The following is a 23,939-nucleotide window of genomic DNA, read 5'->3' on the forward strand; positions in this document are numbered from 1 at the left end:
CTGCTCTTATTGAATCCAACGCGCCGCTGTTATGCAAGGGTGCTATAATTATTAATTTATTGACTAATTATGTTTTTTATTTCACTCTACATTAAAAAATTTACTCATGCATAGTAGTAACATAGAAACTAAGAAAAAATACGAAATTGAGGGTTTACCTAAGTTTTTTAAGGATAGATCTAAAAAAATAAGTAAGGCATTTTCTAATGAAGTACTGGAGATTAGCACCATTCGCTCAAGAAGTGTTGTAAGTGATACACAAGAGTTTTCATTTAAGCTCAAGCTGCTAACAGAGGTAAACCCTAATACAATATTAGCTCAAATAAAACATTTAATTGACTTTTTTAAAATCTGCCTTTCTCAGGAGAAAAACTTCACAGCCAATATAAAAGTACCAAAAGAAAGTGAAGAACTATACAACAACCACCATAAAGCGAATAAAACTGTAGAAGAATTCATAAGTAATGCTTCAATTCAAATCCTTCTGCAGGGCATAACGATAACGCTAAAAACAGACAAAAACATCAATCTAGATAGCTTGCAACAAATCGAGGCACTCTTAAATGAGAAGCTAAAACATGTAGAAAAAGCCAAAAATGAGGAGCAAAGTCAAGATATATCACAAGTAGAAGAAACTGAAAATAAAAACGAAAATGTGGTTGAAAAAAGGAACAAGCAAGATAAACAAATTGTGCAAGGTTCGTTTGGCTACAATATAGTAAGTAACAGAAAGCAAATTACACGCGCACCAGTAATTGTTGCTGCAATGCATGAAAATATTTCCTGGCTTAGGTCTCTTTTTCAGCCATTCAATTTTTTTAATACGGCACAATTCTTTTTCCCACAACTGCCCAAATTTTCTATACAGAGTAACAATATGCCACCTGGTGTTATTCCAGCACTTGACCAAAAAGAAAAAGAACCAGTGTTAGACACTCGGATAACAGAGGGTAGTATAGGAAATTTAGTCCCTCAAGAAACAGAGCGGGATATAGGTCAAATTAGGTCACACACAGATTATTTTAAGGCTAATAGAAAAAAGAAGTCAAAAAAGCAGGCTAAAGAATTATTGCAAGAAGAAAAACAATCAATCATAAAACAAGCTCAAATTGATGCTAGAGTAGCTATGATAGATAATGTAGCTAAGCACAAGGGAAAAAAACTCGATGAAATATTCGTAGAAGTAGTAAGTGAATATAAAAATCAAGATCCAGAAATATTTCACAATATTTTCAACTCAATGTTTAATATTATTTATTTCCAAGATAAACAACTACATGAAGTATTAGAACCAGATGAGATATCAGAAGCATTAGAAATGCTGAAGATACCACAAACAGCCGGCAAATCTTCTTTTCCAAAAGAGTATTTACACAAGCAAGTATATAGAAAAAAAGAGCAGTTGATTAAATTAGTTTCAGGCCAACCTTCTCCACAGCCTAAAAATGTTTCTCATGAAATTTTACCAAGCAAAGCTGTAGACCATTTACCAAAAACAAATGAAGCTAAAACTCGATTGCCTACTAATATTAGGCTCAAATCACCATTAAAAGCTATGTTTTCTTCGAAAGAGACTTATTTTTGTCTATTTTTAGTAGCAGCTTCTATATCAGCACTCTGCCTATGGCACTTGCCGCTGGGAAAAGTGTCAATTTTAAAGGAATTGGTGCTAACAGAAAAAAGGGAAAGTATCGGTCTAACATTAAACATAGGGTTACCAATATTAATTACACTGTGCGTTTTGAACCTGGCTTACTTTCTATATTCTGAATATTCTGTAGAATCTATTGAGCAGATAAGTAAAAAAGATCTTCCTTTGCGCACCTAACAAATAAGATCTTTTGTGATATAATTATTTATTTTATTGCATGTTTAAAGGAATTATCAAAGATATTGGCACTATAACTGATATCACTATCCACCCTAACTCTGATCAAATCTTCCATATTGAGACACAAAATTTATCCTCTATAAACAAAGGAGATTCAATATCCTGCTCCGGAGTGTGTTTAACTGTTGTCAACATAATGAGCAATGTATTCACAGTTCAAGTATCTCAAGAAACCATGAAGGTTTCTAACTTAAATACGTGGAAAACAGGGAAAAAAATAAACCTAGAACAAGCAATGAAACTGAGTGACAGAATTGACGGCCACTTGGTTCAGGGTCATGTGGATGACACGGCAGAAATTTTAACAATCAATCAAAATTTAGAATCTCATGAAATCAGACTATCATGCCCACAAGAATTAATTAAATTTGTTGCAAAAAAAGGTTCTGTAACGCTAGATGGAGTTTCCCTTACAGTAAATTCAGTTGTCGATCAAGAATTCACTGTGAACATTATTCCCTACACATGGAAAAATACAACTTTTCAATATAACAAAACAGGTAATTACCTAAATTTAGAAGTTGATATGATTGCTCGGTACTTAGACCAGCTGATAAAATATCAACACAATTAATTTTACAACTTTGTTATTTACAACTATTATATCTTGAAAATCATATAGATACAAAATATGTTTTTCGATAGCCTAATTATCTTTATTATTGTCTTGTGTGTAATAATATCGATAACTAGAGGTTTTATAAAAGAGCTATGTGCATTAATGTTCTTGCTCTTATCAGTCTTTTTGACAGCCAATTACTATGATTTTTTTATTATAAATTATAGTAAGTATTTTGACTCTAAAGTTACACAAAACATACTTTCTACAATCTCTGTATTTATCGTACTTAATCTTACATTCATGACAATGAATAACTGGATAATGTACATATTATCACCCATAAGGTTGGGATTAATGGATAGAGTTACTGGAATCTTTGTCGGAGCACTCAGAGGAATATTGCTTTCTTATGTACTATTTTTTGCTGTGCACTTATATTGCCACACAGTATATGATAAAAAAGAGGGAGAGTCTAAAATAGACGCAGAAGACATATTGCCCAATTGGATAATAAATTCACACTCTTATCAGGCTTTATTTGTGACAACAGAAGAAGTAATTAACATGTATGTACCAGAGTCATTGATACTAAAAATAAAAGAGATTGGTGAGGAAATGGTTGATCAAGAAAAATCTCAAAACAATAAAGAAAAGTGAGTGTTCATTTTCTATAGCTAAATTAGCTTAGACGGCTGTTATCCACAGCAGTGCGCCATAGGTTACCAATTCCTATTACTAATCAAACAAAACTGCAAACATTGACGAATAAGTAAATCATCAAAAAAATTTAAATGTATAATTTTAGTTCATCAATGTAATACAACAAAACTTTTTTAGTGAATTCAAAATCTTCTAAGGTATTTCCTTCACATCTTGCTGTTATGCAGTTTTGCGTATTTGATACTCTAAGAAGCCACCAACCTTTATCATCAGTTACCTTAATTCCATCAAGCTCTGAAAATACAATGTTTTGCTGCTTTAGTGTCTCCTTTATTGATTCAATTATTTGAAATTTTTTCTCATCCTTCACTACAATTTTCACTTCATGAGTGATATATAACTTTGGTAAATCTTTAATCATCTCAGATAGGCTTTGGTTTTTCTTAAGTAAAATGTCAATGGCTTTAATAGCAGAATATAGTCCATCATCAAAACCTAGCTCAGAAAAGAAAAAATGTCCACTCAGTTCACCGGCAAACTTTGCTCCTTCTTCTACCATCTTTTTCTTAACTAGTGAGTGTCCAGTGGCACAGGTAATTATTTGCCCTCCTAATTTGCTAACGAAATCATGCACTTTCATACTCATTTTTACGTTGGCAATAACCTTGCTTTTTGGGTGTTCCGCCAATACTTCACGTGAAAAAATCATAAACAAGTGATCATTGGAAACAACATTACCTTTATTATCAATCAAGCGTACCCTATCACCATCACCATCAAGTGCAATACCAAGATCACATTTATCTTTCTTGACAATATCTATTAACTGAGCAAGATTTTTCTCTTCTATGGGATCTGGGTCATGCAGTGGAAACGTTCCATCTATAAAGCTATTGGTTACGATGTGTATATGATCTGGTAAAATCTTTTCAATATACCTTACAATTGTTGGGCTATTGCCAAAATCCCAAGCTATTTTTAGTTTTTGTGTAGCGTTATTCTTGAGCGCATTTTTTAATATGTTAACGTACTCACTATATATATTCGTGTTAATTAAGCTTCCAATTTTCGTGCTGTTTTTAATTGTATTGCCTATAATTTCCTTCATTTCTTGATCTGAGTAAACTTTTTTACTACTGAAAAATTTAAAGCCGTTATATTCTCTGGGATTATGAGAAGCAGTGATCATAATCCCAAGATCTGCCTGCATTGTTGCAGCGTAGAGCATAGGTGAAGAACAGAGCCCAACGCGTATAACATTCGCACCGGATAAAATCAAGCCTCTGATTAATTCTTTTTCTATGCTTGGTGAATCTATCCTGCTGTCATAGCCTACACAAACGTTAGCTGCAGTTTGACCGAATTTTCTACCTATTTCATACCCATCACTGATTTGCAGGTCTCTGCCTACCACACCTCTAATATCGTATTTTCTTATAATAGTATTGTCCATACTGCACTTCTTGGAGTGGTTAATATATAACATTCCCGCCAAATACTCAAGTTTATTTAACTATAAGATTAGTTGATTTTTTAAGAAAATATGCTAATATTATAATATAGTTCTCTAAAAATAGAAATTATGCTAAAAGAAAACTTATTTATAGCTGAAAATCAAGGTTTAGATGTAGATGAGCAAAAGAAAAATGATATTTTAAGTTTCATTAAATCTTGCAAAAATTTTCAGGATTTTATCAGAAAACTAGAAGAAGAAAATTTAATCTGGTACTTTATTGGTCCTTTACACAAAGATGAGAACATTAAAGAACAGGTAAGTTCAAAGTGGAAAGAGGAGTTTCAAAAGTTTGAGCAATCAATAAATGCAACACATAAAAAATTCGCAGAATCTCTACCAAGTGAAAATTTCTTAGTATATACAACACAAGATAATGAATTTAAAATTAGATTTGAAAATAAAGAAAAACCAATAGAGATTAGCACCCTTTTAAGAGCCAGTGACGAAGGCAAGGTTTATAACCTATCTTTAGGGAAAGATAGTCAAATAACTGCAACCAAAAAAGGCAGCGAAAGGCACTATGATTTTACTGGTTCAAGCTCATGTGAGATGACCATTAACTGGCAAGCTAAGGATTCTAAAGGCAATAGCATAGATTGTAGCATGACTGTAGAAGTAAATTCTAAGGGCATAAAAAGAGTGTTTGATGAACCAAAATTTGGAGAAATAACTGACCCAGAAGAGGTATTAAAATTAGTTGAGCAGAATAAAGAAGTTTTTATCAATGGCAAAACTCTATATCAAACTTTCACTGACATGGTCAAAAGTGTGAACGAGCAGCAAACACCAGCAGAGGAAACATTTACAAAAGATTCACCACAGTCAGCTACACCAAGTAGCAGTGGATATTCTTCTCTTAATACACCTTCTTCACGCAGAAGTTCTTTGTCTATTAGTAGTGAATTTAATGGTGAAGATGAAATATTTGAGAGTGATACGTTTAGTGATGAAGAAGAGAACAAACAAGAAGGAAATGAGTTAGAGGAAGAAAACACATATCTCAAGAAGGAAAACGCGGAGTTAAAAAGCCGTAATACGAAGATAACAGAAGAAGGTGAAGCAGAAGCAAGTCAATTAATCGAGGGAAAGCAAGATCTGGAAAAAGAAGTCACAAGACTTAAAGATGAATTGAAAAGAAAGGAAAAAGAGTTAGCTGAAAAGGATAAAGACATAGAGCAATTAGCACAAAAAGTAACCGTACTAGAACAAAGTCAAGAAGATAAAAATGTTAGAATAACAGATTTAATTAATCAATTGAAAGATAAAGAAAGCGAGATTCAGTCAACAAATAGAATAAATGCGGAACTACAGGAAAAATTTAAGCAAAGTGAAGCTAAGTTAAGTGCACTAGAAAAAAAGAATGCAAATTTGGAAAATAATCTAAAGAAAACATTGGAAGAAGGTTCACAAGATAATCACGAAAAGCAGTTGGTAGAAGAATTGACGGAAGAAAAAGGGAAAAACAATACATTGGCTAAAAAGATGAAACAATTGTCTCAAGAATTCAATGAACTACAAAGAAAAAATGAAGATTTAGAGAGGAAAATTCGACAACTTGAACCCGGAAGATCACTTGCGGATGAGTTCAGTGAAGTAAATGCGAAAGTAGCTACTTCAACTGAAGCTGAATATGAAAGTAGACGAATCCAGGCAAGTAATCACGAAACTACAGTTCCTAAAACACAAGACCAAGGTACAAATGCAGGTGTTAATGCATCATCTTTAACAGGTCAAAAAGAGACTAATACAGTGGCAGTTCAAACTGAAGAGCAAGTAATTGATTTATACAATAAAGAAGGCAAATATGTCAGAACAGAACTATCAGATCCAAGCGCAGTCTCTGCTCAGGCTTCAGAAAAATCTACTCCTTCAAAAGGATGAGTTTTTACTTCAACTATAGCTAATCCAAACGAAACATCATACCGCAACAATCACTAATTTTCTGTGCTTTCAAAAAAACACATCAAGCAAAATCATTTGAGAGTAAGTGGACATTGTTAGATGAATTAACCCTAACTTAAGAATCAGATATATACAATATTAGTATGTTTAATTAATAGTGAGGTTTAAAATGTCACCTAGTGAAAAAAACTCTTCAAATTTTGTTGAAACTAAGCAAGATGATCTTAAAATGATTCAAGATTCTTCATTAAATTCAGATATCATTCACGATCCCAAGAAGCTAAAAGACAGAATTATGGATCTGTTAAAAGGAGATACAGAATTCTCCAAGATGAAGCAAGGAGATAAGGCCCTTGTAGTAGGTACAGCAAGTGGATTATTTGCAGCAGTGTTACCATTTTTGGCAGTTGGTGCGACACTTGCTATACCAAGTGCTATAGTTGGTCTTACTCTATTTTTCGCTGCGAAAGTTGCTGTAAAAGCAGTTCAATCTGGATATAAAGGGCTCAAATGGTCAGCAGAAAAAACAGTTGAAGGAGCGAAGCATATTGGCGGAAAAATCAAAGATGGTGCTGTATATGCCAAGAATTCGGTAAAAGAAACTGCAAGTTCTGTAAAACAGGCAACACAAGAGAGAGCTAGCTCTACATTAAGAAAAATGGGGGATAACATTCAAAACCTTGGAAGGAAGATGAGTGATAGTGGTGCAAGCATGTCTAGTTTAGATGGCATCGCATATTCAATAGGTAATGAAGATCAAACTGTTATTTTGAAAACAAAAGAAAAAACGAGAAGTTTTAATAGTGTAAAGGAAATGTTTGTCAAGGAAGTTTTTGAAGACAAAGGTGTGAATAGCTCTGCTTTAACTAGGAAAATATTTTCTAAGCTGGGGGAAAAAATATTAGAGAAAGCTTATTCTGTTGATGGTCAACACAGTGCCAAAAAGGACCAGTTGATCAACCGATTGAAGCAGCAAATAGATTTTATCAATAAATTAGATGCTAAGAAGTTGCAACATTTGTTAGCTAAAGATAATAGCAGCCTATATGAAATTTTTTCTGAACATCATGATGAGATTAAGGAAGTTATTAAAGAATGCAAGGAAGAGCATACTCGTTTTAATACTTTAGAAAGGCTTAATAAGTCAGCAAAAAGGCATAAAGCAAGTTCTATGAATTCACTGGAAAATAGCTTATCAGGTAGTAGTTCAACGAGTTCTATAAGTACTGTTAGCAGCAAAGCAGAATTATTAAATCCTAATGAGCATAAGGAAGTAAAAGCACCTACTTCATTTTGGAGCAAGTTGTCATCATCACTAAAAGGTGGCAAAAAGCCAGAGGAAGTTACTTGCACAGGATATAAAAGGATTTCTGAGGATGAGATGCCATCTGCGGAGATAGGAAATAGCCGTTTTTATGTTGCTCCGGAGAAACCGCCAAGAAGCAATTCAACGGGTTCTTTAAGCACTGACAGTACTGCTACAACTTCTAGCTTTGCCAGTTACCGTCGTAATTCTGATAGTGGGTTCAATTCACCAAGTTCTTCTCCGCAACATGGTATGTTCACTGAGAAAAATGGCAAGTTAAAAACCCAAGATAACTTAAGAAAGACAGGTTCTTTGGAAAAATTGGTGGGACCTTCTTCAACAGTAACTGCTGAAGTCGATGTAGAGCATCAAGCTCCAAAAACGAATGAAAGACAGTAAACAAAATTACCTACTTTCTTCAAAAGGATGTTACTCAATGAGTAACATCCTTTTTTCCATTTGATCAAAACGTTCGCTTATTTAATATCAATTTTCTAGCACTAGGCCAATTTATGGAGTTTCTCTTGCCTTTTTCATAGGTTACGTAAGAAACTTAAAAAATAAAAGTTTTTATTCAATAATTTGTGTATAAGGGATATTATTTTACTGCTAGTGAAATAAACCAGAATGAAGTCTATTTTATTGACAAGGCCTTTATTAGATTCGTTGAGCACAAGAAGCACGCTAAAAAAATATGGATACAAAGTTTTTATAGAACCAGTATTCACAATAAAGTACTTAAATCCTGATATATCCGCGCACGAATTTGATGTTGTGATATCTACAAGTAAAAACAGTGTAAAGGCTTTCAGTCAAATATGCAAAGAGGATAACTTTTCGATTATTACGGTTGGTAATTCAACTATGCAGGCTGCAAAAAATTTGGGATTTTCCGATATAATCTCAGCAGACAGCAACGTTGATGGTCTGATATCATTCATAAAATCTCATTATTCAAATGCAATAAAGTTCTTATATATAAGGGGACAAGAAGTATCATGTGACCTAAAAAAAAGATTATCTGAAGAAGGTTTTAACGTAAGAGAAGTTGTACTCTATAAAACAATTACTAAAAGGAGTCTAACTAATAGGTGTAAAAATTTACTATTGGACGGTAAAATTGATAGCGTTGCTTTTTTTTCCTCACAAACTGCAAGGGTATTTTGTTCATTAGTTCTAAAAAGTGGGCTATCTCCTGTGATGAATAATACAGTTGCATATACCATGAGTAAAAACATTGCTGATAGTTTAAAGTTAATCAAGTGGAAAAAAATTATAACATCGAGGTTGCCTACAGGGGAGAGTTTAATTGATATAATTAATAAGGATTGTTGATGCTAAAGATTGCAACTTGGAATGTAAACTCCATACGTAAAAGAATTAACCAACTTTGTAGTTTTATAGTTGATAGTCAGATAGATATAGTTTTGCTGCAAGAGATAAAATGTACAGAAGAGCAATTTCCTTATGCAGAGATAGAAGAATTAGGATATGAATATGCTGTCTATGGACAGGTTGCAAGAAATGGTGTTTGTGTTTTATCTAAATATCCAATACTGGAGAAGTTTAAAATTGATATTGTAGAGAGTCATCAAGAAGCACGTTATATAGAGTGTGTGATAAAACACACCAATAATAAGGTAAGGGTAGGAAGTGTATACGTTCCAAACGGTCAAAGCCCAGACTCTCATACTTTTGAGTATAAACTCAAGTTTTTTGATAACTTATATGAAAGGATGGGCACTTTGTTGAAAAATGAAGAGTTAACTATTATAGCTGGCGATTATAATGTTGCACTGGATGAAATTGATGTTTTTGATTCAAATTTATTAAATGGCCAAGTGTGCTTTCATATAAAAGAGCGTGAGAAATTAAGAGCGATCTTGAATCTTGGTTTTAAAGATGCATTTAGAATATCTCACCTCAACTTACAACAATTCACTTGGTGGAATTATCAAGGCAATTCACTCAGAAACAATCAAGGAATGCGAATAGATCATATGCTGCTATCGCCACAAGCTGCAGATAAATTGGAAACATGTTACATAGATGATAGGTTGCGTAAACTAGAAAACCCATCTGATCATACTCCTGTTGTATGTGTTATAAAACAATAAAAGACCTCTTACATATTTGGTAAATCTGTTTGCTGTCCTGTACTTTTAGCTGGCTGATCTAAAGTAGGTTGTTTAAGGGTAGCAGGTGTTTCTTTTCGTGGACTGCAAACTCGCTCAGAAGTAAAATGCTGTTTATTCTCTCCGTCTCCCTGAGAAATTTGTTCAGCAATCTCTTTGATTTCGGTTTTTAAAATATCATCAATGCCATTGCGAATTTTTTCATTCAATTTTTCTCTCTTTTCTGTATCATCTTTATCTGGTGAGCTAGGGTCATATAAAGTACCTGGCCTATTATTTGAAAAAAGAACCTCAACTCCTCCCTTTACAGCAAATATTGTACCAATAACAGCAGCAACTATTGCAAGTGTAGTAGGACCAAAAATTAATATTGAAGCAATGGAAAAAAGAATAGGAAGAAAAACTTTACGTAAGAACTTTGTTACCATCTCTTCATCACTAAGTGGTGGTTCATCATCCTCTTTTTTACCACCGCCTAAGAATGGTATTTTCTCTTTTAGCCCACTCATACAAGAATCAGAAATATTTTTCGGGTCTATTTTTATTCCCAATGGTAACCCAACAAGTTTTATTAGTGAATCCTTAGCTTCTGTACCACGTATATCAGCTACACAATCATCTACTAATTTCTTTATTTCAACATTCTTGACATTCTCTTTGTTCGCTAATTTTTTCTCTCTAACTTCTTTAAATACAGAAAGTAAAAACTGACAAAAATTCTCTTCACTGAGTGGTCTTATTTTTTCCGGATTGACATTATTAAGTAGTATGTCCTTATAAACTGATATGAAAGCATTAGTTATTCCTTGATTCTCTTTGGCCTTATCTTGTAGCACTTTCACAAAGTCATCATAAATTACCCTATGTTCCTCCTTGAGGACCATCTCATTTTTCTCCACCGCCTGAACAGGTGGCTTCGAAGGTTCCTGATTCTTTGATTGTGAAATTGGTATTCCTGTCATAACTGATCTATCCGTACTAACCTATGCTTTAATTATAGCATATTTTTCGCATTAATTCAAATTTCTTAGAACCTGTCTTGAAAGGGAAAAAAGAAAAGAATAAAGCAAGAAATAGAAAAGTAACAAATGATAAGGGAATGTAAAAAATTGCTTCCATATATTTTAAATCTGATTATAATTACAGTTAGAGATATTTTGAGAGCTCAAAAACTTATCTTTGTCTGCAGACTTTTTCTACTAAACAATCAAATTAATTAAAAAATGTAGTGTATCTTCTTCAGTGTATACACGTATACTTAATCTCTGTCGTATGTGCGCTGCACTTTTTTCTAATCTTTTTTACACAGGGGGATTTTATGTTCAGAATTCCAGATACTTGACCTTTATTTTAGCTAAAAACCAATAGGCGCCTATTGTTTAACGCTAATTAAAATAAAAATTTTTCTAATATATAGAAAAATCACTGTTTACTGAAAACGGGGCAAGAAAGCTGCTGATATCACAGAACCTTAGATTATTCCCAAACGTTGTTTGCGTGACGTATGAGCGTGCTCTCCTTACTTCAAGAAATATTTAATATGACTATGCTTGTTAATTAAGTCCTTTCAAGACAGGTTCTTAGGGTCTACGGTATAATTAAGAAAAGCCCCAGTTGTCGCTAATTTTTATTTCTACTTCAAGTGGTATAGAAATTTCTACTGCATTTTCCATTATATCTTTCATAAGTTTTGCTGTTTCTTGCACTCTGCTCTCTTCCACTTCTACAAGTAATTCATCATGAACCTGGAGGATTATTTTACCTGACTTTAACTGATCAAAAAGCCGAATCATCGCGCGTTTTATTATATCAGCGGCAGTTCCCTGCAGTGGTGCATTTATTGCTGCCCTTTCTGCAAATTGTCTTAGATAAGGAATTTTATTGTTGATGTCTCTTACAAAACATCTTCTACCAAACAAAGTCTCTACATAACCATGATTTCTCGCGATAGATACTGCTTTTTCCATATAGACCTTTATTTCTGGGTAACAAGAAAAATAGTAATTAATGTATTCAGCAGCCTCTTGAAAGGTAATGCCAAGTCGCTTTGCAAGGCCAAATGGACTAATGCCATATATAATGCCAAAATTAATGGTTTTTGCTTTGCGTCTTAATTGCTCATCTATTTCTTGCACTCCAAAAACTTGTCTTGCAGTGATATCATGAATATCTTGCCTGTTTGCAAAAGCTTCTTTAAATGCGGTAACATTTGCAACGTGTGCCAGGATTTTTAATTCTATTTGTGAATAGTCAGCAGAAATTATCTTGCAACCTTTTGGCACAATAAAGGCTTGCCTGATAAGACTACCTTCTTCGCTTCTGATAGGAATATTTTGTAAATTAGGATTGCTAGAGCTCAGCCTTCCAGTTGCAGTTGTGGTTATTGAAAAGCTTGTATGTATTCTACCATCAAGCGGATCAACCTGTTTTATTAACGCGTCAGTATAGGTACCCTTTAATTTACTTGAATGTCGCCAACTTAAAATTTTACCTGCGATTTCTGTCCCCTCCTCTTCAAGTGCCTCTAGAACTTCAGAGTTTGTGCTATAAGACCCAGATTTTGACTTTTTCTTTTTACTTAGCTCCATTTTATTAAACAAAACATCACTTAATTGTTTTGGCGATGCAATGTTGAATTTTTCTCCTGCTAAATTATGTATATCGTTTTCAAGTACAGCAATTAGCTGCTCAAACTTATCAGACAATTCCTGTAGTTTTTGAATATTGAGCAGTATTCCATTTTGCTCCATATCAAATATTACTTTCATGAGAGGTCTATCAAAGCGCTCGTAAATCGTAAAAAGTTTTTCCTGAAATAATCTTTGTGTCAGTTTCTCATGGATCGCTATTAAAATTTTTGCCGAGAAAGTTTCTACATTTTTACTTAAATTGTGTGCAATTATGTTTGGAATGCTGTGATCATGCTTACCTGTGTCAAGGCTGTATGACATGATCATCAGGTCATCAATTGAGTCTAGCACTCTCTCTATTGTAGGAAATATTTCTCTGATCTTTCTAATATCATGTACTATTTTAAGCACCCCATTTGAAAATAAAGTTGAATTTATTATAGTAAGTGCATCTTGTAGGCAGCTTTGATCTATGTAGAAAATATTATCTTCACTGCAAGATAAGGAGATTTTGTTCAATCTATTGTTTTCAAAGTGGCAATGAATTGCAATTTTACCTTCATATCTGCAATGCTCCAAAAATTTTTCTAATTCTTCACTACTATATTCTATTTTCTCTTTTGTGCTAGATCCACTATAAGAAAAGAGCTTTTCTACTTTTCCTATCAATGAATTAAATTCATATTTCTTCAAAAAGGATAACAATTTTTCCATATTTGGAGGATGGACTTCATATTTTACAATATCATGTTGAAGATCTACTTTTTTGCATAGTGACAAAAGTTCTCTTGAAATTAGTGCTTTTTCCTTATGCTCAGTAAGAATATTACGAACTCTTGTTTGCTCAATGTTATTGATGTTTTCTATAATGTTATCCAACGAATCAAATTTATCCAGCAATTTAGCTGCAGTTTTTGGGCCTATTCCTGGAACGCCTGGAATGTTATCAGATGCATCTCCAGTTAGAGAAAATAAATCAAGAAGCTTATTTGAATTTACACCAAATTTTTCTATCACTTGTTTTTCATCTATGTATATATTTTTAATAGGATCAAATATTAGAATGTTGTAATTCAAAAGTTGAAATAAGTCTTTATCTGATGAGACTACTACTACTTTAAAGTCTTCGTGGTTGGCATATTTTGCAGCTAGTGTTGCAATTATGTCATCTGCTTCATAGCCTTCAATCTCTTCATAGCTGAAGTTAAAAGCTTCTACCGCTTCTCTCAGTATTGTAAATTGTGGAATTAGATCCTCAGGAGGTGTTACTCTGTTTGCTTTGTACTCAGAATATAAACTGTGCCTGAAATTTTTTTTGCCAGAATCAAGTGCTATAGTTAAGTAGTCCGAATGGGAAATATACTTCAGAACCATATTAAGAAAACCGTACACAGCACCTACTGGAATACCAGCTGTGGTAGTCAAATGATGCAAAACGTAATAAGCTCTGAAAAGAAAACCATAACCATCAATGATTGTGAAAGTTTTTTCTTTCATTGTAGATATTTATGTGTGCCTTTGATGGTCTGTTATTTAGCTATAAAAATCAAGCTCTTGTTTCCTATAGCCAAAATAATCATAATGCTATAGTTACTATAAGAAAACATATTACGTAAGGGAATTAACTATTCTGCCACAATTTTGCTCTATCACACTTGCCATATTTAATATTCCAGCTTCATCGTAATAATTTCCAATTACTTGCAAGGCAAGTGGTAAGCCTTCATTGGAAAGTCCAACAGGAACAGAAATAGCAGGTAACCCCGCTAAGCTTGCCGGCACGGTAAACACATCATTGATGCACATAATTAGCGGGTCTGGCTTTTCATTTAAGCCAAAAGCTTCTGTTGGAGCAGATGGCACAAGTATATAATCTATTTTTTCAAACGCTTTTATAAAATCATTTCTAATTAATGCCCTAATGCACTGTGCTTTTTCATAATACTCATTGTAATGACCTGAAGAAAGCGCATAAGCACCAATTAAAATTCTCCTTTTCACTTCTTTACCAAAACCTTCTGCTCTTGTTAGCGAATACATTTCTTCAAGGGTATCAGCATCAACCCTGAATCCATAACGTACACCATCATAGCGAGCAAGGTTAGATGAAGTTTCAGCAGAACAAATTAGATAGTAAACCGGTATCGCATATTTAGTATGAGGCAGAGTAATGTCAACAACTTCAGCACCGTTTTCTTTTAAATAGGAAGCAATTTTTTCCCAATTATGAACTATTTCATCTGAAATTCCATCCATCTTATACTCTTTTGGTATACCAATGCGCTTACCCTTAATATCACCATTTATAAAACTGGAAAATTTAGGCACTGTCCTTTTGCTCGATGTTGAATCTTTTTCATCATAGCCACAAATTATTTCAAGCATTAATGCTGAATCAGAAACGGAACGAGTAATTACTCCTGCTTGATCGAGAGAACTTGCAAACGCAATCATACCAAAACGCGAACACCTTCCATAAGTTGGCTTTATTCCAACAACTCCACAATAAGCTGCTGGTTGGCGTACAGAACCACCAGTATCACTTCCTAGTGCTCCAGCACATAAAAACCCAGCAACTGATGCTGCAGATCCACCAGATGATCCACCAGGAACAACTTTTTCTCCGTCACTTTTTCTAATCCATACATTTTTAACAGGACCAAAATAGCTATTTGTGTTCGCAGAACCCATAGCAAACTCATCCATGTTAAGTTTACCAAGCATGGCTGCTCCATTTTTTAAAAGCAAGTTAGATACCGTAGATTCATAAGTAGGGATGAAATTTTCCAGCATTTTTGAGCATGCTGTTGTTTTTATTCCTTTTGTACAGAATAAATCTTTAACACCAACTGGTATGCCCATAAGTGGTGAAATATTATCTTTTTGTTTCAAGAAGTATTCATCTGCTATTTTAGCAGCTTTTATCGCGATTTCTGGGGTTTTTGTTACAAATGCATTTAGTTGCTCATTTTCAACTGCATTAACATGCGTCTCTACAAGCTCAACAGCAGAAAAATCTCCCCGCCTAAGTCCATCATGCATCTCTGTAATACTTAGCCTTCTCAATTCATTCATTAATATTCAACTTTAGCGAGGTATTAATTATAACAACAATAGGGCAGAAAATCTATATATTTATGATCGAAAACGGGAATACAACCGAGATCAATTCAGATTTCTGAAATGGATTGGTTAGTAGTACGTTTTAAATAGCCGGTTTGGCACACAATGCTAAGCCATAAGGGTTTAGCGTTTCTAAAATCAAATATCAACATCATGCACGTTAAGTGCATTGTTATTTATAAAGTCACGACGTGGTTCAACTATATCACCCATTAGCACCGAGAATATGCTATCTGCTTCTTCACAATCTTTTATTTCAACTTTTAGCAGAGTTCTAGTTTCTGGATTGAGTGTAGTTTCCCAAAGCTGATCAGCATTCATTTCACCAAGACCTTTAAATCTCTGCAGAGTTAAACCTTTTTTACCATAATCCATCACTATTTTTGCGAGTGCACTTGGAGACTTTATTTTTATTTCAGTTTCTTGTGACTGTAAAAATGAATCACCATTAAATAAGTCAATTATGTTATCAAGAGAACTCAATATATTCCGTATTTCTTTACTTTCAAGCATACTAAGCGAGAATACATATTTGTCTGCTAACCCTTGAAACAATTTAGCAATGTGAATTTCCTCATCTTTTACTTCTACTTCCCAATTATATTCACTATACATCAATTTTAAATATTTTAATATCTCATCAGCAGACAATAGAGCATTCTTTTTGCTTAAAATTAGCAATGATTCTAAGAGATCTTTTGGTATTTCCCTATCATAATTTTTGCTAATGTTTGAAATACTGAGGCACTTATTCAAAACGAAACGCAAATCTTTGCCTACACCATTTAATGTTAATCTTTTAATCGCTGAATTTACTATATACTCTTCAAAAGTTTCATCATCTTTGATATAAGTATCTTTAGCATTTTTTGTAACTTTATAGAGCGGTGGCTGCGCTATGTATAAATATCCTTTCTCAATTACTTCACGCATATGTCTAAAAAAGAAAGTTAGAATCAAAGTTCTTATATGCGAGCCATCAACGTCTGCGTCTGTCATAATGATAATTTTATGATACCTAGTTTTTTCAATATCGAAGTGCTCACTCCCTATTCCAGCTCCAATTGCCGTGATCAGAGAGCCAATTTCTGCAGATGAAAAAATACGATCCAGCCCTGCACGTTCTACGTTTAGAATTTTCCCTCTTAAAGCAAGTACCGCCTGTGTTTTACGATTACGTCCCTGCTTTGCAGTACCACCTGCGGAATTACCCTCTACTATAAACAATTCCGATAACTCAGGAACTTTTTCCTGACAATCGGCAAGCTTTCCAGGTAAAGTTGCAATATTAATATTGTTTTTATTTTTAACTAACTCTCGTGCTTTTCTTGCGGCTTCTCTTCCTTTTGCTGACCTAATCGCTCTTTCTACTATACTTGCTGCTAACTTGGGGTCAGTTTCAAGTATTGTACTCAACTTGTCAAAAACTATGCTCTCTACAACTGCCCGCGCTTCAGAACTGACCAATTTATCTTTTGTCTGTGAAGAAAATTTAGGATCAGGCATCTTGAGAGATAAAACACAAGTTAAGCCTTCTCTAACATCTTCTCCAGTCAAATTCACTTTTGCCTTCTTCAAAAAACCTTCATTGTTTGCATAGTTATTGATACATCTGGTTAGTGCAGATCTAAACCCCGCCAAATGCGTACCACCATCCCGTTGTCTTATATTATTTGTGAAGCATAGCATATTCTCATAGTAGGAATCATTCCACTCCATTGATATTTCTACACTGGTACCTAGATCTTTTACATTATCTCTAATGCTGGCAATTTTAGTAACATGTGTCTTATTCTTGTCTAAGTACCGTACAAAATTAGCTGTACCAAAATTATCTTCAGACTCTTTACTATCGTTAAAATGAGACTTTACATGTGGTTTATTACGGAGATCACACAAAATGATCTCAATATTTGAGTTTAAAAATGCCAATTCTCTGATGCGACTCTCAAGAGTGGAGTAACTAAAATCAATACTACTAAAAGTCCCCGTTGATGGCATAAACGTTACTCTAGTTCCTCTTTTATTTTTGTTTTCATTAATTACCTTTAAAGATTCAACAGACTCACCATCTTCAAAGCGTATGAAATATTCCTTCTTATTGCGCCATATGGTTAATTCCAGCCAACTCGATAACGCATTAACAACTGAAATTCCAACACCATGTAATCCTCCAGAAACCTTATAGGTATTGCTGTCAAATTTACCTCCTGCATGTAATTGGGTCATTATCACTTCTGCTGCTGATATTCCTTCCTCTGCATGAATATCAGTTGGAATGCCACGACCATTATCGGTTACAGATACTGAGCCATCTTCATTTATGCTAACTTCAATCTTACTACAATAACCAGCTAAAGACTCATCTATCGCATTGTCAACAACCTCGTACACCATATGGTGCAGACCAGATCCATCATCAGTATCACCAATGTACATACCTGGACGCTTTCTTACAGCATCAAGACCTCTTAGGATTTTTATTGCGTCAGCGTTGTAGTTACTTTCCATGGAATTGCTTTATTTATAAATATTAATTAATATTACATTTGTATGTGCTGATTAGCAACATCTTTAAGTTGAAAGAAGGATCCTTGACATGTAGATAAAATATAATACATCACCTACACGAAGTGGTTTTACATGTTATTTCAATACATAAACTTAAGTTCAAATAATCATACAAAACTCTGCTTCATATTTCAAGATAAATGGCTACAATCAAATACAATTTACCTTCTTCTTTCAATTGGACTTTCTAGCTCAACACAGGATAAGTTGCTCATACACTCTTCTAATATTTCATTCTTTTTATCATTGTTTAATCTATTGCTGAACTCTTGACACCTTCTCTCAAGAGCTGAATGCGTAGTCATAATATACCTTACTGTTTCAGATGATAACTCTGGTAACTCGCTACGGATCCTTTCTTGTTCTGTTCCAGAGAAATTGGTGAAATTGGCTCTGGCCATTTCAGGGAATTTTTGTGTGATCGTTTCTTTTATCATTTCTCTAGCCTCTTCTCCATCGAGTGTAATAACCACTGATGGATGTAAGCCAGATAAAGACTCAAATAATTTATTGTATGTTCCACCTGCACAACTTTGACCTTGATTACCGTAAGTTGTTGCAGCGTCTACAAGACCTTTTAAAAACATATCTTTTCTGTTTTTTATGTCTTCATCATTCAAAGGAGTTCTTTGATTCTCTGTTCCTGTATTTCTATCATTGCAGGCTTTCCAACATAAAATAGCTGCTTGCTTTAGTGTTAACTTACTATGATTGTCTTTAAAATTATCTCCTGTTCTATTGATAAATCTTAAGCATTCAAGTGCATTAGATTTATCGCCTTCTGTAAATTCATTTGACTGTTTGATGTACTCTTCAATGTCGGTTGTGTTGCCTCTATTTAGCTGTACATAGAATTCATCTTTGCTTAAATTCTCTTTATACTTTTCTATGAGTCTATCAACACTCAAGTTTATACTAGCAACTGCACTTGGGTCATGAGTAGTTTGTGCCATAAAAGGAATGGCTGCTAAATCTTGAAAGAAAATAGGCCTTTCTTCCTCTGGAATTTGTTGTATTAAATCGTTAAACTGCTGTATTTCTTCAATGAGTGATTTGTTTAGCAACCATAAGCACAATATAGGCAGTACCAAAAGCACACAGGAATTAATAATGTGTATAATTAAAAAAATGCTTAATGTTATTCTAATAACATTTTTTGGCCACGCTGATAATCTTTTTTCATTTTCCCTTGGTTTGAAAAAATAATTTACTAATGATAAATACAAAGAGAGCTGTACAAGAAGAAAAAATGAAGGAATCATACTTACTAATAAAACTATATTAATGAATCTTTTAATTTTATTAGTGTTGTTGTAAGCATTTTGCACTCTTTCTATTAAAGCCTGTACTCTATTTCTATTTTGCTGTTGATTATTATTTTGACCTGCAAACATACCCTATTCTAACATTAATATATCATACTATAGAAAGAATGTAAATAAAGCAAGAAACTTATCAACTACCTGTAAAAAGCTTTATTTTTGCTTGATAGGAGGTTCTATCTTTGTACTTTCTACATTATTGAGAGTACTGCCTGTTTTTTGTGCAGCAATTTCTTGAATACCTTTCACAACAAAATACACTACTAGTGCTAAACCAAGAGTTATAATAGTTAGCGTAACTAATGCCGCTAACTGAACTTTTATCTCTAAACTTGTTTTTGCTTTATTCTCTCTTAGGAATCGAGCCATGTCTTGATCGTTTTCCCGCATCGCAATATCTAAAGGAGTAAGCCCCTTTCCATTTTTTATATTAACGTTTGCTCCTTGCTCTAAAAGAAGCCTCATTTTTTCTATATTACCTTCTTTTACTGTACGAAATAGACGACTTTCACCCTCTATCTTCTCAATGTCTGCTCCATATGATCTAAGTACTTCAATGGCCTCTTCATTTCCACTATTGAGTGCAATATCCAAGGCATCCATTCCAGCTTTATTTTTGTGGTTGATAAAATTCTTCAACCGATCTCTACCAAAGCTTTCTATATATTGTTTAATGATGAGTTCCACTACTTTTCCAGGACAATTATTAGCAGCAGGAAAAAGTATTGTGTTGTTATTATTATCTTTTTTCGTTATGTCTGCTTTGAGTTTATTTATCAAATACTCGATAACTTCTACTCTGCTATCATCCTTTGCTTCAGTGCATTGTCTAATAGCTAAAAATAAAGCTGTCCGCCCATTATTATCAATATCTTCAATATCCTGTCCCTTATCAACTAAGGCTTGTATTACACTTTTATTCCCATATAAAGCAGCAAGGTGAAAAGGTGTATGTCCTTCAGTGCTTTCCCTTTCATTAATTAACGCACCATTGCTAGCTAGCAATTCTATAAACTCTGGCGTGTTTGCAAAAATTGCAAGGTGCATTGGTGTTAAGTCATCTTTGCCATGATTTCCAGTTTTTGCGTTAACGTTTGCTCCGTTATTTATCAGCAATTTCGCTATTTCAAACTGCTTATACCCGATAGCAACATGCAGTGGCGTACGATTACGTTTATAATTATCATTGACGTTTGCACCAGACTTTATTAGTAGCTCTGTAGCTTCAATATCACCCATCCGAATTGCAGAGTATAAGGAAGGAGATTCATCTTTTTCTATTTCCCCTGTCATACGAAATTGCGAACATATTAATTCATAGATTATTAAGGATTATTATTAAGTTTTTATTAAAATAATATTAACAACAGCTAAAAATCTTTAATTTTTATTAAAGATTTAATATTCATCAATGCTTATATAAGCATTCCAAAAGTGAAGAAGTGAAAAAAAGCTTTTCATGAGAAATTATAAATGATAAATTGTTAATAATGAATTATCGAGAATAAATTATGTGCTTTGGTTTACCTAACATAAACAGAGAAGGTTATTTATTTATAGTTGTTTCCTTTATCGTAACATGTATAGCATTCTCTATATCTTGGGGAGCTGGAATTACTTGCTTATTTCCAACGTTATTATGTACCTATTTTTTTCGTGATCCAGCAAGAGCTGTACCAAGCAATAAGGATTTTATATTAAGCCCCGCTGATGGTGTGATTTCAAAGATAGAAGAAGTTAGTTACTCTTTATCAGAAGAGAATGAAGAAGAAAAGAAATTTACACTTGTCAGCATATTTCTAAGCGTTTTGAATGTCCATGTGAATCGTATACCAATATCTGGTACGATAAAGGAAATGAGCTACAAGAAAGGCAAGTTTGTTTCTGCAATGAGTAATAGATCCAGTAATGAAAATGAAAAGCAGATTATTGTGATTGAATATGAAAAGGGAAAAGAAATCATTGTGGAACAAATAGCTGGATTTATTGCACGCCGCATTGTTTGTAATTTGAGGACATCTCAGAGCGTAAAAGCAGGTGAAAGATTTGGAATTATAAGATTTGGTAGCAGAGTAAATATTTATATTCCTATTGGTATAGAAGTAAGAGTTTCAGAAGGACAAACTGTTATTGGCGGTGAGACAGTTATAGCAGATTTTAATAAACAAGAGAAGCTTACTTTTGATGTTATATGAATAATGATGAAAGTAACAGTAAATCCTTACCTATTACCAAGTTATTTCCAAATTTTATAACTTTACTGGGTTTATGTGCTGGCCTTACTTCACTTAAATTCACATTTAATGAACAATGGGAATTTTCAGCAATTTTTATTATCATTGCAGCAATAATAGATGGAATGGACGGCAGGATAGCCAGAATTTTAAAATCAACTAGCGATTTTGGAGCACAACTCGATTCTTTTGCAGATTTTCTAAATTTTGGTTCAGCACCTGCTTTTCTTTTATATTTTTGGAAGTTAAATGAAATTAAAGTTGTAGGATGGATTTTAGTAATGATATATGTAATCTGCATATCAATAAGACTTGCCAGATTCAATGTTTCGTTACATTCAGAACAATTATACTGGAAAAAATTTTTCTTTTCCGGCGTTCCAGCTCCTGTATGCGCTTTACTTGCTCTGTTACCAATAATTATTACCTTTCAATCTCATGAGAGTGAATACTTACTTCTTATAGAGCAATTTTTTAACGTAAAGAATACAGCTTGTTACTTTTTGGCCATTTCATTTTTTTCGATAAGTCATATTCCAACTTTCTCTGCAAAGTACATTTATGTTCCTAGAAGCCTATCCTATATATTTGTGTCGTTTTTTGGAATATTGATCATACTGTTTATAAGCAAGCCCTGGATAACACTACCAATTTTAGGCGCATTGTATATACTTACTATTCCAATAAGCACTGGACTTTATATATACTACACATATAAAACTCATTAGATATATAAAAGTAGTGAGCAGCATGATTGTAAAAGCAACTGATCTATTAAACTCTTTTTTATATATAAAGATATTCAACATACCATTTATAATTATTTGGGTAATTGCAACTGGGGTTTTTTGTACGATTCGATTCAAATTCATTAACTTTAGGTTGTTCAAATATGGGATACAAACACTATTCAACCTAGAGAGCCATAATAATAACGGCATAATCACCCACATTCAGGCATTTGCAACGGTAATTTCAGGAACAGTTGGTCTTGGAACAATATCAGGAGTTGCAATAGCTATTACAATAGGGGGGCCAAGTGCAGTTTTTTGGATGATAATTACCGGAGTACTTGGCATGTCAATAAAATTTGCTGAAGTAGTGCTTGCATTTACTCATCGCTCTGAAAACACAACTGGTGGGGCTTTTTATTATATGGAACATGGACTTGCAAAGATTGGATTTATGAAGACTGGCAAATTCCTTGCATTTATCTACGCAGTTATGCTGCTTGTTGCAATGATTCTAGGCGGCATACCATTTCAGGCAAATCAAATTGCAGCGTTGTCAAGTAACTTATTTGAATACAACACATCTGTTATTATCTCGCTATTTGTATTAATTGTAATACTGGGAGGAATAAAGCGAATTGCTTTAGTTGCAACAGGTTTAGGGCCGATCATGATAATGTTATATATAGGCATGTGTATATATTTAATCTGTGTAAACGGAAATAATCTACTGAATGCTCTATCTGTAATATTTCAAGATATCTTTAACAAATCAGCTATAGGAGGTGGAGTATTGAGTGGATTAATAGCAGGGGTAAGAAGGTCAGTGTTTGCTAATGAAGCAGGTACTGGAACAGCAGCTATAGCACATTCGATTGTAAAAGAGAAAGACCCAGTTAAAGTTGGAAGTGTTGCAATGATTGCACCATTTGTAGACACAATATTAGTCTCATTTTTGACTGGTATTGTGATAATTATCACCGATATGCATATCACTAATACCGTAGGTGATATTACGTTAGTTAGCTCAGCATTTTCAACAGCCTTACCTTTATTTAGCAAGCTAGCTCTTCCGCTGATAATGTTTTCCTTTGCATTTTCCACAATAATAGCTTACTATTACTACTGTGAAGTTGCCCTGTTATACTTATTTGGTAACAAAAAAGTACTGATATTGTTCCAAATTCTTATAGTGGGTTCAGTGTATATCAGTTGTATGTCAAAAAATATAGAATTTATATCTTATTTAGGCGATAGCCTGTTTATGTGCCTTATGATTCCAAATGCTGTTGCGATATATCTACTGAGAAGGGAAGTCTTAAATACAATAGATTCTTATTACAAAAGGTATTAAAC

General features: G+C 33.6%; 17 protein-coding genes. 10 read left to right on the forward strand and 7 right to left on the reverse strand.

The window, feature by feature from the left end:
• The first annotated feature begins 106 nt into the window (after positions 1-106).
• Genes ONG75_RS05130 through ONG75_RS05140 form a run of 3 tightly spaced genes read left to right on the forward strand, consistent with a single transcriptional unit; the run spans position 107 to position 3,110 of the window.
• Positions 107-1,828, forward strand: a complete 1,722-nt coding sequence (locus tag ONG75_RS05130) for a hypothetical protein (protein ID WP_264375932.1) — start codon at positions 107-109, stop codon at positions 1,826-1,828.
• Positions 1,829-1,868: 40 nt separating this feature from the next.
• Positions 1,869-2,465 (forward strand): riboflavin synthase, encoded by a 597-nt coding sequence (locus ONG75_RS05135; protein ID WP_063631027.1) that lies wholly within the window; start codon positions 1,869-1,871, stop codon positions 2,463-2,465.
• A 57-nt stretch (positions 2,466-2,522) separates the two neighbouring features.
• Positions 2,523-3,110, forward strand: coding sequence for a CvpA family protein (locus tag ONG75_RS05140; RefSeq protein ID WP_264375933.1), 588 nt, complete (start codon positions 2,523-2,525; stop codon positions 3,108-3,110).
• Between the two features lie 130 nt (positions 3,111-3,240).
• On the opposite strand, the gene ONG75_RS05145 is transcribed toward ONG75_RS05140, so the two are convergent.
• The gene (locus ONG75_RS05145; RefSeq protein ID WP_010407162.1) at positions 3,241-4,566 is read right to left on the reverse strand and encodes a phosphomannomutase/phosphoglucomutase; all 1,326 of its coding nucleotides are present in this window, start codon (positions 4,564-4,566) and stop codon (positions 3,241-3,243) included.
• Positions 4,567-4,695: 129 nt separating this feature from the next.
• Here ONG75_RS05145 and ONG75_RS05150 point away from each other — a divergent pair, with 129 nt between their 5' ends.
• From ONG75_RS05150 to ONG75_RS05165, 4 genes are all read left to right on the forward strand, one after another.
• Positions 4,696-6,510 carry a coiled-coil domain-containing protein gene (locus ONG75_RS05150; RefSeq protein ID WP_264375934.1) on the forward strand — a complete coding sequence of 605 codons (1,815 nt, stop codon included), beginning with the start codon at positions 4,696-4,698 and terminating at the stop codon, positions 6,508-6,510.
• Between the two features lie 190 nt (positions 6,511-6,700).
• A complete protein-coding gene (locus tag ONG75_RS05155; protein WP_264375935.1) occupies positions 6,701-8,236 on the forward strand; it encodes an actin-bundling T4SS effector WalE1 family protein in 1,536 nt (511 codons plus the stop codon).
• A 228-nt stretch (positions 8,237-8,464) separates the two neighbouring features.
• The gene (locus ONG75_RS05160) at positions 8,465-9,172 is read left to right on the forward strand and encodes a uroporphyrinogen-III synthase (RefSeq protein WP_064085243.1); all 708 of its coding nucleotides are present in this window, start codon (positions 8,465-8,467) and stop codon (positions 9,170-9,172) included.
• Positions 9,172-9,954, forward strand: coding sequence for an exodeoxyribonuclease III (locus ONG75_RS05165; RefSeq protein ID WP_010407149.1), 783 nt, complete (start codon positions 9,172-9,174; stop codon positions 9,952-9,954). The genes ONG75_RS05160 and ONG75_RS05165 overlap by 1 nt, the downstream gene beginning before the upstream one ends.
• Positions 9,955-9,962: 8 nt before the next feature.
• Here ONG75_RS05165 and ONG75_RS05170 read toward each other — a convergent pair whose 3' ends face one another.
• The 6 genes from ONG75_RS05170 to ONG75_RS05195 all read right to left on the reverse strand — a co-directional run bounded on the left by ONG75_RS05170 (position 9,963) and on the right by ONG75_RS05195 (position 20,911).
• Positions 9,963-10,856 carry a hypothetical protein gene (locus ONG75_RS05170; RefSeq protein WP_405197679.1) on the reverse strand — a complete coding sequence of 298 codons (894 nt, stop codon included), beginning with the start codon at positions 10,854-10,856 and terminating at the stop codon, positions 9,963-9,965.
• A 714-nt stretch (positions 10,857-11,570) separates the two neighbouring features.
• Positions 11,571-14,099 carry a DNA polymerase I gene (gene polA, locus ONG75_RS05175; protein WP_264375936.1) on the reverse strand — a complete coding sequence of 843 codons (2,529 nt, stop codon included), beginning with the start codon at positions 14,097-14,099 and terminating at the stop codon, positions 11,571-11,573.
• Between the two features lie 111 nt (positions 14,100-14,210).
• Positions 14,211-15,677: an Asp-tRNA(Asn)/Glu-tRNA(Gln) amidotransferase subunit GatA gene (gene gatA, locus ONG75_RS05180; RefSeq protein WP_264375937.1), complete on the reverse strand. Its 1,467-nt coding sequence runs from the start codon at positions 15,675-15,677 to the stop codon at positions 14,211-14,213.
• Positions 15,678-15,863: 186 nt separating this feature from the next.
• Positions 15,864-18,236: a DNA topoisomerase (ATP-hydrolyzing) subunit B gene (gene gyrB / locus ONG75_RS05185; protein WP_139686601.1), complete on the reverse strand. Its 2,373-nt coding sequence runs from the start codon at positions 18,234-18,236 to the stop codon at positions 15,864-15,866.
• A 221-nt stretch (positions 18,237-18,457) separates the two neighbouring features.
• On the reverse strand, positions 18,458-19,360 hold the full coding sequence (locus ONG75_RS05190; RefSeq protein ID WP_264375938.1) for a hypothetical protein: 903 nt from the start codon (positions 19,358-19,360) through the stop codon (positions 18,458-18,460).
• A 411-nt stretch (positions 19,361-19,771) separates the two neighbouring features.
• Complete coding sequence (locus ONG75_RS05195) at positions 19,772-20,911, reverse strand: ankyrin repeat domain-containing protein (protein ID WP_264375939.1); 1,140 nt, start codon at positions 20,909-20,911, stop codon at positions 19,772-19,774.
• Between the two features lie 218 nt (positions 20,912-21,129).
• Here ONG75_RS05195 and ONG75_RS05200 point away from each other — a divergent pair, with 218 nt between their 5' ends.
• From ONG75_RS05200 to ONG75_RS05210, 3 genes are read left to right on the forward strand one after another with little or no spacing between them, the layout of a single operon-like run.
• On the forward strand, positions 21,130-21,813 hold the full coding sequence (locus ONG75_RS05200; protein WP_264375940.1) for a phosphatidylserine decarboxylase: 684 nt from the start codon (positions 21,130-21,132) through the stop codon (positions 21,811-21,813).
• On the forward strand, positions 21,810-22,580 hold the full coding sequence (locus ONG75_RS05205) for a CDP-alcohol phosphatidyltransferase family protein (RefSeq protein ID WP_064086015.1): 771 nt from the start codon (positions 21,810-21,812) through the stop codon (positions 22,578-22,580). The genes ONG75_RS05200 and ONG75_RS05205 overlap by 4 nt, the downstream gene beginning before the upstream one ends.
• A 22-nt stretch (positions 22,581-22,602) precedes the next feature.
• Positions 22,603-23,937 (forward strand): alanine/glycine:cation symporter family protein, encoded by a 1,335-nt coding sequence (locus ONG75_RS05210; protein WP_264375941.1) that lies wholly within the window; start codon positions 22,603-22,605, stop codon positions 23,935-23,937.
• The last annotated feature ends 2 nt before the right edge of the window (positions 23,938-23,939 follow it).

The sequence above is a fragment of the Wolbachia endosymbiont (group B) of Sphaerophoria taeniata genome (genome assembly GCF_947179355.1).
Taxonomy (GTDB): Bacteria; Pseudomonadota; Alphaproteobacteria; order Rickettsiales; family Anaplasmataceae; genus Wolbachia.

What these genes read in the sequence shown, in the direction of transcription:
- gyrB (WP_139686601.1), bottom strand. Translation starts at nt 18,236, where the DNA reads ATGGAAAGTAACTACAACGCTGACGCAATAAAAATCCTAAGAGGTCTT.
- ONG75_RS05170 (WP_405197679.1), bottom strand. Translation starts at nt 10,856, where the DNA reads ATGGTCCTCAAGGAGGAACATAGGGTAATTTATGATGACTTTGTGAAA.
- ONG75_RS05130 (WP_264375932.1), top strand. Translation starts at nt 107, where the DNA reads ATGCATAGTAGTAACATAGAAACTAAGAAAAAATACGAAATTGAGGGT.
- ONG75_RS05160 (WP_064085243.1), top strand. Translation starts at nt 8,465, where the DNA reads ATGAAGTCTATTTTATTGACAAGGCCTTTATTAGATTCGTTGAGCACA.
- gatA (WP_264375937.1), bottom strand. Translation starts at nt 15,677, where the DNA reads ATGAATGAATTGAGAAGGCTAAGTATTACAGAGATGCATGATGGACTT.
- ONG75_RS05205 (WP_064086015.1), top strand. Translation starts at nt 21,810, where the DNA reads ATGAATAATGATGAAAGTAACAGTAAATCCTTACCTATTACCAAGTTA.
- ONG75_RS05155 (WP_264375935.1), top strand. Translation starts at nt 6,701, where the DNA reads ATGTCACCTAGTGAAAAAAACTCTTCAAATTTTGTTGAAACTAAGCAA.
- ONG75_RS05195 (WP_264375939.1), bottom strand. Translation starts at nt 20,911, where the DNA reads ATGACAGGGGAAATAGAAAAAGATGAATCTCCTTCCTTATACTCTGCA.
- polA (WP_264375936.1), bottom strand. Translation starts at nt 14,099, where the DNA reads ATGAAAGAAAAAACTTTCACAATCATTGATGGTTATGGTTTTCTTTTC.
- ONG75_RS05150 (WP_264375934.1), top strand. Translation starts at nt 4,696, where the DNA reads ATGCTAAAAGAAAACTTATTTATAGCTGAAAATCAAGGTTTAGATGTA.
- ONG75_RS05165 (WP_010407149.1), top strand. Translation starts at nt 9,172, where the DNA reads ATGCTAAAGATTGCAACTTGGAATGTAAACTCCATACGTAAAAGAATT.
- ONG75_RS05145 (WP_010407162.1), bottom strand. Translation starts at nt 4,566, where the DNA reads ATGGACAATACTATTATAAGAAAATACGATATTAGAGGTGTGGTAGGC.
- ONG75_RS05135 (WP_063631027.1), top strand. Translation starts at nt 1,869, where the DNA reads ATGTTTAAAGGAATTATCAAAGATATTGGCACTATAACTGATATCACT.
- ONG75_RS05140 (WP_264375933.1), top strand. Translation starts at nt 2,523, where the DNA reads ATGTTTTTCGATAGCCTAATTATCTTTATTATTGTCTTGTGTGTAATA.
- ONG75_RS05210 (WP_264375941.1), top strand. Translation starts at nt 22,603, where the DNA reads ATGATTGTAAAAGCAACTGATCTATTAAACTCTTTTTTATATATAAAG.
- ONG75_RS05200 (WP_264375940.1), top strand. Translation starts at nt 21,130, where the DNA reads ATGTGCTTTGGTTTACCTAACATAAACAGAGAAGGTTATTTATTTATA.